Here is a 10,321-nt window from a genome sequence, read left to right as displayed (position 1 = left end):
CACCGGGCCTTGACCCGGCGCGCCTCGTCGGCGGAGCCGGCGCGCAGCCCATGATCGACCGTCAGCGCGACCAGCCTGCCCGGGGGGCAAAGACCGGCGAGGCCGTAGAGCAATCCGAGCGAATCGGATCCGCCGGAAACCGCGACGCCGAGCGGGCGCGGGTCGGCGTCCCGCCCCTGCGCTGGGCCGACAACCTGGAGGCCGAGGCGGGGGTCTGGGCGCGGGAACTGATCGGAAGCAACCGCTTCACCCACGATCCGACCCTGCACGGGCACGGCGAGAACCTGTGGACCGGCTGGGGCGGCCGCGTCTGGACGCCCGAGGCGATGGTCGGCGAGTGGATCGCCGAGAAGGCGGACTATCGCCACGACGTTTTCCCGAACGTCAGCCGGACGGGAAACTGGAGCGACGTCGGCCACTACACCCAGCTGGTCTGGCGCCAGACGACCCACGTCGGCTGCGCGGTCGAGACCCGCGGCGACCGGTCGGTGCTGGCCTGCCGCTATGCGCCGCCGGGGAATATCGACGGGCGACGGGCGTACTGAAGATGAGCTTCCACTTTCCGCGTAGCGGGAGCCGATTGAAGGTTCTTCACTAAGGACACGAAGGAATTCACGAAGAACACGAAGGGGCCTGAGCCGGCCCCCCTGCCCTTGTGACCTTTGTGAATTCCTTCGTGTCCTTCGTGATGAACCCGCCGACCTCAAGGCCGGCCGCGCCGGAATGACGCCCTAGCTGACGTATCCCGCCTGCATCAGCTCGGCGATGTGGACGATGGCGAGGGGGCGCTGATCCTCGACCACCAGCAGGGTGGCGATCTTGTTCTGGGTCATCAGGTCGATGGCGTCGCTCATGCGGGCGTCGGGGCCGATGACCTTGGGGCGGGGACTCATGACGTCCGCGGCGGTGAGACCGCCCAGATCACGCGAGAAGGCGCGGCGCACGTCGCCGTCGGTGACGATCCCGGCCAGGGTCCCGTCGGGGTTGACCACCGCCACCGCGCCCTTGCGGCCCTCGGTGATGGCCGAGACGATCTCGGCGAAGGTCGCGGTCATCGGGACCGTCGCGGGGGCCGGCGGGCGGTCGCCCATCCAGTCGCGCACGCTCTGCAGGCTCATGCCCAGCTTGCCGCCGGGATGGTGCAGGCCGAAGGCCTCGGCGGTGAAGCCGCGCCGGTCCATCAGCACCATGGCCAGGGCGTCGCCCAGGGCCAGGGTCATCAGGGTCGAGGTGGTGGGGGCCAGGCCGTTGGGGCAGGCCTCAGCCACCTGCGGCATGGTCAGGCAGACGGCCGAGTTGCGGCCGAGGAAGCTGTTGGGCCGCTGGGTCAGGCCGATGACCGGAATGCCCTCGCGCTGGCAGTAGATCAGCGGATCGCGCAGCTCGCGGCTCTCGCCCGAGTTGGAGATGGCCAGCAGGGTGACGTCCTTGCGCAGCATGCCGAGGTCGCCGTGGCTCATCTCGGCCGGGTGGACGAAGAAGGCGTTGGTGCCGGTCGAGGCCAAGGTGGCGGCGATCTTGCCGCCGATGTGGCCGGACTTGCCCATGCCGGTGACGACCAGATAGCCGGGCCGGGACAGGATGATCTCGCAGGCCCGGGCGAGGCCGTCGTCGAGGCCGGACTCGAGCGCCTGCAGGGCCTCGATGTTCAGCCGGATGACCTCGCGGGCCCGGGCGGTCATGGCGGCGGGGTCGGCGGACAGGACGGGGCTGGTTTCGTCGGTCATTCCCGCGATGTGGCGCATCGGGCGGAGATTCACAATCGCCGGAGCGGGTTCGGGAGATTGCTGCAATGCGAGAAAAAGCGCCGGGCGGGGTCAACCTTTGCCGCAGGACTGCGTTAGAAGAGGCCATGCGGATTTCAAACCTGATCGCCGACGGCGCGCCCGCGCCGCTCGCTTCCGCCTCGCATCTGCCGCCGCCCCCCATCCGCCTGCCGCGGCCGGCCCTGTTCCTGGACATGGACGGAGTGCTGGCTCCGCTGGCCGAGACGCCGGACGCCGTCGTGCCCCATCCGGAGCGGACGGCGGCGCTGCGGGCCGTGGCCGGGCGGCTGGACGGACGGGTCGCCATCATCAGCGGCCGGACCATCGCCGAGATCGACCGCATCGCCGAGGCCAGCGCCGCCTCGGCCTCCGGCGTGCACGGGCTGGAACGACGCCGGGCGGACGGCTCGCTGGATCGCGCCGAGGCCGACCCGGCGGTGCGGGACGCCGTGGCCGCCTTCGAGGCCTTCGCCCGCACCCGCCCCGGCATCATCGTCGAGGACAAGGCGGTGTCGGCCGGTCTGCACTACCGCGGCGCCCCGGCGGAGGGCGAGGCGGCGTTGGCGCTGGCCAAAGACCTGGCCGGCCAGACCGGCCTGGCGCTGCAGGCCGGCAATCTGGTGGTGGAGCTCAAGACCCCGGGAACCAGCAAGGGCACGGCGCTGAAGGCCTTCATGCAGGAGCCTCCGTTCGCCGGCGCCGTTCCGGTCATGCTGGGCGACGATCTGACGGACGAGGACGGCTTTCGCGCCGCGGAGACACTCGGCGGCTTCGGCGTTCTGGTCGGGCCGCCCCGTGAAACCGCCGCCCGCTACGGCCTGCCCGACGTGGACGCCGTGCTGGCCTGGCTGAACGCCGTCGAGGAGCGTGAATGACCCCGAACCTGGACCTCGCGCCGATCGGCAATTGCTCGGTCAGCGCCCTGATCGACCGCAATGGCCGCTATGTCTGGGCCTGCGCGCCGAGGGTGGACGGCGATCCGGTCTTTTCCGCCCTGATGGACGGGAGCGATCCGGGCCACGGCTTCTGGGACATCGAGCTGGAGGGGCTGAAGCACGTCAGCCAGGCCTATGTCCGCAACACGCCGGTGCTGAGGACCGTGCTGACGGCGGAGGACGGCGCCGCGGTCGAGATCATCGACTTCGCGCCGCGTCATCCCAAGCACAGCCGCACCTATCGCCCGCTGGCGTTCGCGCGGACCGTGCGGCCGCTGGAAGGCTCGCCGCGCATCAAGGTGCGGCTGCGGCCCTCGGCCGACTGGGGCGCGCGCCCGGCGGAGCGGACCAGCGGCTCGAACCATATCCGCTATATGTGCACCGACGTGACCTTCCGGCTGACCACCGACTGCCCGGTGTCGCATATCCTCAACGAGCGCATCTTCCGGCTGGAGCGGCCGTACGCCTTCTTCCTCGGGCCTGACGAGGGTTACGACGAGGATGTCGGGCCCGGCGTGGCGGCCGCCTACGACCGCACCGTGGCCTATTGGCAGAACTGGGTCCGCACCCTCTATCTGCCGCTGGACTGGCAGGAGGCGGTGATCCGCGCGGCCATCACCCTGAAGCTGTGCGCCTATGAGGAAACGGGCGCGATCGTGGCGGCCCTGACGACCTCGGTGCCCGAGTTTCCGGAGAGCGGACGCAATTGGGACTACCGCTACTGCTGGATCCGCGACGCCTACTATGTGGTGCGGGCCCTGAACCGGCTGGGCGCGGTCGATCTGCTCGAGAACTATCTCGGCTACCTGCGCAACCTCGTCGACGACTCGGCCGGCGGCCACGTCCAGCCGGTCTACGGCGTCGGGCTGGAGCCCGGCATCGGCGAGCGGATCATCGACAGCGTCGAGGGCTACCGCGGCATGAAGCCGGTGCGCATCGGCAACCAGGCGCACGAGCACCTGCAGCACGACGTCTACGGCCAGATCGTGTTGCCGCTGGTTCAGACCTTCTATGACCAGCGGCTGCTTCGGCCCGGCACGATCGAGGACTTCCATGCGCTGGAAAAGGTCGGCGAACGCGCCTTCGCCATGCACGACCAGGTCGACGCCGGACTGTGGGAGTTCCGCACCATCGCCCGGGTGCACACCTATTCGTCGGTGATGTGCTGGGCGGCCTGCGACCGGCTGGCCAAGGCGGCGGACCATCTGGGCGTGGCCTCGCGCGGCGACGTGTGGCGGGAACGGGCGCAGATCATCCGGCAACGGATCGAGGCCGACGCCTTCCTGCCGGACGAGGGACGGTTCGCGGCCAGCTTCGGCAACCGCGAGCTGGACGCCTCCTTGCTGCAGCTCACCGACCTCGGCTTCCTCGATCCGCTGGACCCGCGGCAGGTGAAGACCTTCGAGGCCATCGAGCGCGACCTGAAGAAGGGTCCGTACCTGTTCCGCTACGTCGAGGCGGACGATTTCGGCGAGCCCGAGACCGCGTTCAACTTCTGCACCTTCTGGTTCATCGAGGCCCTGCATCTGAACGGCCGGACCGAGGAGGCGCGGGAGATCTTCGAGGAGATGCTGAGCCGGAGGACCCACGCGGGCCTGCTGTCGGAGGACATATCGCTGGGCGACAACGAACTGTGGGGCAACTACCCGCAGACCTATTCGCTCGTCGGCATCATCAACTGCGCCGTCCTGCTGAGCCGGTCGTGGACGGACGCCAGATGAGCGGATTCAACGAGATGGACCTCGCGACGCCGACGGGGGTTTCCTCCCCATGAGCCGTCTGATCGTCGTTTCGAACCGCGTGTCCGCGCCGAAAGACCCCGCCGCGGGCTCGGCCGGCGGGCTGGCGATGGCGTTGTCGGCGGCCCTGAGGAAGTACGACGGCCTGTGGTTCGGCTGGTCCGGGGAAACGGTCGAGACCTTTGTCCCCGAGGCCAAGATCGAGGACCGGGCCGGCGTGACCGTCGCCCTGGTCGACCTCGAGGCCCAGGACGTCGAGGAATATTACAACGGCTACGCCAACAAGACCCTGTGGCCGCTGTTCCACCACCGCGTCGACCTGACCGCCTATGAGCGGTCGTATGGCGAGGGCTATGAGCGGACCAACGCGCGGTTCGCCGAGGTGCTGGCCCCGCTGCTGAATCCCGACGACCTGGTCTGGATTCACGACTACCACATGATCCCGCTGGCCCGGGACCTGCGGCGGCTGGGCGTGAAGAACCGCATCGGCTTCTTCCTGCACACGCCGTGGCCGGCGCGGCAGCTGCTGGTCACCCTGCCCCACCACCGGCGTCTGGTGGAGTCGATGTTCGACTACGACCTGATCGGCTTCCAGACGCGGGAGTGGCTGGACCTGTTCCGGGACTATGTGGCGTCGGAGCCGAGCGTGCACGGCCGGCTTCTGCCCAATGACGCGCTCGAGGCCTTCGGCAAGACCGTCCAGACCGGGGTTTTCCCGATCGGCATCGACGTGGAGGCCTTCCTGGCCGCCCGCAATTCGACCTTCGGCGCGCGCACCTACGACCGCATGGCGGCGTCGTCCGCCTTCCGGTCGATGATCGTCGGCGTCGACCGGCTGGATTACTCCAAGGGGCTGGAGGAGCGGCTGCTGGGTTATGAGCAGTTCCTCGAGGACAATCCCGACATGCGCGGCGAGGTGTTCCTGCTGCAGGTGACGCCGATCAGCCGCGACGATGTCGACACCTACCAGGACATCCGCGGGCGCCTCGACGCGCTCGCGGGACGGGTCAACGGCGAATACGCGGACATGGACTGGCAGCCGGTCCGCTACCTGAACCGCACCTACCGCCGGGACCAGCTGGCGGGCATCTATCGCGCCGCCCGGGTCGGCCTGGTGACTCCCCTGCGGGACGGCATGAACCTCGTCGCCAAGGAGTATATCGCCGCCCAGAATCCCGATGATCCCGGCGTGCTCGTGCTGTCGCGCTTCGCGGGCGCGGCGGAGCAGATGGGCGAGGCCCTGCTGGTCAATCCGTTCAGCCGTGAGGAGCTGTCCGACGCCATCAAACGGGCCCTGACCATGCCGCTGGCGGAACGCAAGCGGAAGTGGGAGTGCCTGATGAAGGTGGTGCGCGACACCGACGTCGGCATCTGGCGCGACGACTTCGTGGCGTCCCTGACGGCCGTGGTGAAACCGGCCGGGGGCGAGGCCGGGGCCGCCGGCGACGCCGCCTGATCGACCTCAGGCGACCTGGGCCAGCACCGGCGGGGTTCCGTCCTTCGCCGTCGCCATGGCGTTGGCGGGCCGCTCGAGCACCCGCTCCAGCCAGGCGTCCAGCGCGGGGCTGGCCGGCACGAACTCCCGGCCCCAGGCGACGGCGCTGCCGACCATGACGTCGACAGCGGTGAACCGCTGGCCCATCAGATACGGCCCGCGCTCCAGCGCCCCGAACAGCCGGGCGATGACGTCCTCGTAGCGGGCTCGCGCCTTGGCGTCGCTCTCGGTCGCGCCGCTGATCTTCGCCCAGAACGCCGGCTCCATCTCGCCGGCGGTCCACGCCAGCCAGGTCAGCCAGGCGCCCCGCTCGGGCGATCCGACCGGCGCGCCCAGACCGGCCGCCGGAAAGAGGTCGGTCAGATACAGGGCCACGGCGGCGGATTCGGTCACCAGAACGTCGTCGTGCAGCAGGGCCGGGACCTTGCCGTCGGGATGGGGATTGCGCGGATCGCGGGCGCCGGACCCGTCCATCCGGGCGATGTCGCAGTAGCAGATGTCGTAGTCGGTCCCGATCTCCTCGAGCAGCCAGACCAGCCGCGACGACCGGGACCAGGGAGCGTGGAACAGGGTCAGCATCATGGATCTCCGGAACAGGGCGACCCCTCGCCGCCCTCGGAGATTGACTACTGACACCCTGCTGCCAGCATGCTGTCAGCAGGCGTACACGAGACTGGCGGAATGAGACGCGCGGACCGGCTGTTCCAGATCATCCAGGTGCTGAGGCGCTCGTCGAAGCCGCTGACGGCCGACGCCATGGCGGCCGAGCTGGAGACCTCGAAGCGCACCATCTATCGCGACATCGCCACCCTGATGGGCCAGCGGGTGCCGATCCGGGGCGAGGCGGGCCTAGGCTATGTGCTGGAAGGCGGCTTCGACCTGCCGCCGCTGATGCTGACTTCGGACGAGATCGAGGCGGCGGTGCTGGGGGCGCAGTGGGTGGCGGGGCGTGGCGATCCGGCCCTGGCCCGCGCCGCGCGCGATCTGGTCGCCAAGATCGCCGCCACCGTGCCGGAACGGCTGCGGCCGGTGGTGCTGGAGCCGGCCGTGGCCAGTCCGCCGGTGTGGGAGCCGCGCAAGGACGACGCGCTGGACATGGCCCGGGTGCGGGCCTCGATCCACGCCGGGCGCAAGCTGGAGCTGCTCTACCGCGACGAACAGGAGCGGGAGACCCGGCGTGTCATCTGGCCGTTCCTGATCGGCTACCGCGAGACGACGCGGCTGCTGGTCGGCTGGTGCGAACTGCGCGGCGACTTCCGCACCTTCCGCACCGACCGGGTCGCGGAGGCCGCCTATCTGGAGGAGCGCTATCCCGGCCGGCCCGCGGTGCTGCGCGCGCGCTGGCAGGCGGCCAAGGAGGCCGAGTGGACGGCGCGGGGCTGCGACGGCCCGCCGCCGCGGCCTCAGTAGATCTCGATCAGGCCCGCGGCGCCGCAACCGAACCGCGTAGCGGTTCGGTCACCCTCCCAGTGATGGGCGCGGCTGACCGGCTAGTAGATTTCGATAAGACCCGCCGCGCCCATGCCGCCGCCGACGCACATGGTGACGACGCCGTATTTCGCGCCGCGCCGCTTGCCCTCGATCAGCACATGGCCGGTCATCCGCGCGCCGGACATGCCGTAGGGGTGGCCGATCGAAATGGCCCCGCCCGAGACGTTGAGCCGGTCGTCGGGGATGCCGAGCCGGTCGCGGCAGTAGATCACCTGCACCGCGAAGGCCTCGTTCAGCTCCCAGATGCCGATGTCGTCGACGCTCAGGCCGTGGCGCTCCAGCAGGCGGGGCACGGCGAAGACGGGGCCGATGCCCATTTCGTCCGGCTCGCAGCCGGCCACCGCCATGCCGCGGAAGGCGCCCAGCGGCTGGAGGCCGCGGCGTTCCGCCTCCTTCGCCTCCATGACGACGCTGGCGGAGGCGCCGTCCGACAGCTGGCTGGCGTTGCCGGCGGTGATGAAGCGGCCCTCCTTGATCGCCTCACCGCCGCCGAAGACCGGTTTCAGCGAGGACAGGCCTTCGAGGGTGGTGTCGGGGCGATTGCCTTCGTCCTTCGCCAGGGTGACCTCTTTCGCCGAAGCCTGGCCGGTGGCCTTGTCCATCACCTGCATGGTGGTGGTCATGGGCACGATCTCGGCGTCGAGCCGGCCCTCGGCCTGGGCGGCGGCGGTGCGCTGCTGGGAGCGCAGGGCGTATTCGTCCTGGGCCTCGCGGGATATGCCGTAGCGGGCGGCGACGACCTCGGCCGTCTCCAGCATCGACATATAGATGTGCGGCTGAAGCTTCAGCAGGTCCGGATCGCGCAGGCGGAACAGGTTCATGTTCTGGTTCTGCACCAGGGACACCGACTCCAGCCCGCCGCCGACGGCGACGACCTGGCCGTCGTGGGTGACCTGTTTGGCGGCCGTGGCGATGGCCATCAGGCCCGAGGCGCACTGGCGATCGAGGCTCATGCCCGCCGTAGTGACCGGCAGGCCTGCGGCCAGGGCCGCCTGCCGTCCGATGTTGGTGCCGGTCGAGCCCTGCTGCAGGGCCGCGCCCATGACCACGTCCTCGATCTCGGCCGGATCGACGCCCGAGCGGGCGACGGCGTGCCGGATGGCGTGGCCACCCAGCTGCTGCGCCTGGGTGTCGTTGAACGCCCCGCGATAGGCCCGCCCGATCGGGGTCCGGGCCGTCGATACGATCACCGCTTCACGCATGGGAGTTCTCCATCTCTTCGAAAAGAGGTTAGCCGCCTGCCGTCACGTCAACGCAAGCCCTCAACCCTTGTGGGCCGCCTGCGCCTTGGTCAGTTCGGTCATCCCCTGGGCCGCGCCCATCTCGGGCACGATCTCGCCCGCGCGGTCGGAGATTTCGGCGAAACGGGCCGCCACCTGCTCCGGGGCGTCCTCGCCGGCGATCCAGGCCCCCTGGGTCAGGGTGACATAGGCGCGCTCGAAGCCGCCGGCGCCGGCGGCGAGGATGCAGCGGCTCGGGGCCTCGTCGCTGACCAGATACAGCAGGCCCGGGGTAACCATCTCAGGTCCCAGCAGCTCCAGCGGCAGGCGCGCCCCGAGGTCCTCGGTCATGCGGGTGTGGGCGGTGGGGGCCAGGCAGTTGACCCGGATGTCGTTTTTCGCGCCCTCGATCGACAGGGTCTGCATCAGCCCGACCAGCGCCATCTTGGCGGCGCCGTAGTTGGACTGGCCGAAATTGCCGTAGAGGCCGGAGGACGAGGTGGTCATGACGATGCGGCCGTAGCCGGCCTCGCGCATATGATCCCACACCGCCTTGGTGCAGTTGACCGCCCCCATCAGGTGGACGTCGACGACAAAGCGGAAATCCTCGAGTTCCATCTTGGCGAAGGTCTTGTCGCGCAGGACGCCGGCGTTGTTGACCAGGATGTCGATCCGGCCCCATCGCGCCATGGCGGCGTCGACCATGGCCTGGACGGCGGCGAAGTCGGTGACCGAGGCGGCGTTGGCCATCGCCTCGCCGCCGGCCGCCTCGATCTCGGCCACGACGGCTTCCGCCGCGGTCGCCGAGCCCCCTGACCCGTCCCGGGCGCCGCCCAGATCATTGACCACCACCCGCGCCCCGCGCCTCGCCAGAGCCAGGGCGTGCTCGCGGCCCAACCCGCCGCCCGCCCCTGTCACGATCGCCACCCGGCCGTCGAACCTCATCGCCATGCGCCTGCTCCGTTGCGTTGCCGGGGACTCCTAGCAGGCGTCCCGGGTCGAGACAGCCCCACCCAATGTGTTGAAACGGCGCCACAGTCGTCACATTCCAAGCGAAAACAAGGAACCCGAACCGTACATTGCCGTTCGGCTCCGGAGCGCCCCGTGTAAAGCGAGGGCATTCGGGCAACCTTGAGTGTGAGGGATATCATGAAGGTGAAGCTATTAGCCGGCGTCGCGATGGCGGGGCTGTTTGCAGCCGGCGCTGCGTCCGCCGATCCGAACGGCTGGTACGGTGCGATTGACGCCGGCTGGCATACGGCGGAGGTCGAGACCGACCGTTTCGCTGATGAGTTCGAAGTCGACGACGACTGGGCGGGCTTCGCCCGGCTCGGTTACCGCTTTACGGAGAACTGGCGCGTCGAGCTCGAGGGCGGCTATCGTCCCGGCGAGCTGGGCGAGGTGACCGCCAGCGGCACGCCGGCGATCTGCAACGCCATTCCGGCGGTGGGTCCCTGCGAGAACCCGGAAGGCGATATCACGGCCACCACCCTGATGGTGAACGTGCTTTACGACTTCGGCACCGCCGACTCGACGCTGCGTCCGTTCATCGGTCTCGGCGCCGGCATCAACCGGGTCAACACCGAGTTCCTCGGCACCCTGGCGAGCAACCGCACCGTCGCGGTGGGCGCCGATGACAGTTCGGCCAAGCTGGCCGCGCAAGCCATCGCCGGCC

General features: G+C 69.7%; 10 protein-coding genes. 6 read left to right on the top strand and 4 right to left on the bottom strand.

Annotated features, from left to right (window positions below; all coding sequences use genetic code 11):
* Positions 1-545, top strand: a 545-nt coding sequence (locus tag RDU12_RS07475) for a CAP domain-containing protein (protein ID WP_308684363.1), incomplete at its 5' end; no start/stop codon positions are given.
* Positions 546-731: 186 nt separating this feature from the next.
* On the opposite strand, the gene RDU12_RS07470 is transcribed toward RDU12_RS07475, so the two are convergent.
* A complete protein-coding gene (locus tag RDU12_RS07470; RefSeq protein WP_300293152.1) occupies positions 732-1,727 on the bottom strand; it encodes an SIS domain-containing protein in 996 nt (331 codons plus the stop codon).
* 125 nt (positions 1,728-1,852) lie between these two features.
* On the opposite strand from RDU12_RS07470, the gene otsB reads away from it, so the two are divergent.
* Genes otsB through RDU12_RS07455 form a run of 3 tightly spaced genes read left to right on the top strand, consistent with a single transcriptional unit; the run spans position 1,853 to position 5,896 of the window.
* Complete coding sequence (gene otsB, locus RDU12_RS07465; protein ID WP_308684362.1) at positions 1,853-2,641, top strand: trehalose-phosphatase; 789 nt, start codon at positions 1,853-1,855, stop codon at positions 2,639-2,641.
* On the top strand, positions 2,638-4,422 hold the full coding sequence (locus tag RDU12_RS07460; protein ID WP_300291605.1) for a glycoside hydrolase family 15 protein: 1,785 nt from the start codon (positions 2,638-2,640) through the stop codon (positions 4,420-4,422). Before otsB ends, RDU12_RS07460 begins: the two co-directional genes overlap by 4 nt.
* Positions 4,423-4,471: 49 nt before the next feature.
* Complete coding sequence (locus RDU12_RS07455) at positions 4,472-5,896, top strand: trehalose-6-phosphate synthase (protein ID WP_300291603.1); 1,425 nt, start codon at positions 4,472-4,474, stop codon at positions 5,894-5,896.
* 6 nt (positions 5,897-5,902) lie between these two features.
* On the opposite strand, the gene RDU12_RS07450 is transcribed toward RDU12_RS07455, so the two are convergent.
* Entirely contained in the window at positions 5,903-6,514 is a 612-nt protein-coding gene (locus RDU12_RS07450) for a glutathione S-transferase family protein (RefSeq protein WP_300291601.1), read from the bottom strand.
* Between the two features lie 102 nt (positions 6,515-6,616).
* Between RDU12_RS07450 and RDU12_RS07445 the strand changes: the two genes are divergently transcribed.
* Entirely contained in the window at positions 6,617-7,345 is a 729-nt protein-coding gene (locus RDU12_RS07445) for a YafY family protein (protein WP_308684361.1), read from the top strand.
* Between the two features lie 80 nt (positions 7,346-7,425).
* Here the strand turns inward: RDU12_RS07445 and RDU12_RS07440 are convergent, their stop codons facing one another.
* Positions 7,426-8,628 (bottom strand): acetyl-CoA C-acyltransferase, encoded by a 1,203-nt coding sequence (locus RDU12_RS07440; protein WP_300292687.1) that lies wholly within the window; start codon positions 8,626-8,628, stop codon positions 7,426-7,428.
* A gap of 60 nt (positions 8,629-8,688) precedes the next feature.
* Entirely contained in the window at positions 8,689-9,597 is a 909-nt protein-coding gene (locus RDU12_RS07435) for an SDR family NAD(P)-dependent oxidoreductase (protein ID WP_300292685.1), read from the bottom strand.
* A 198-nt stretch (positions 9,598-9,795) separates the two neighbouring features.
* Between RDU12_RS07435 and RDU12_RS07430 the strand changes: the two genes are divergently transcribed.
* On the top strand, positions 9,796-10,321 hold a 526-nt coding region (locus tag RDU12_RS07430; protein ID WP_308684360.1), incomplete at its 3' end, for an outer membrane beta-barrel protein.

The sequence above is a fragment of the Brevundimonas sp. genome (genome assembly GCF_031082345.1).
In the GTDB taxonomy this organism is placed as follows: Bacteria; Pseudomonadota; Alphaproteobacteria; order Caulobacterales; family Caulobacteraceae; genus Brevundimonas.
The sequence above is the reverse complement of the archived record's forward strand: the minus strand, read 5'-3'. Positions and strand labels throughout refer to the sequence as shown.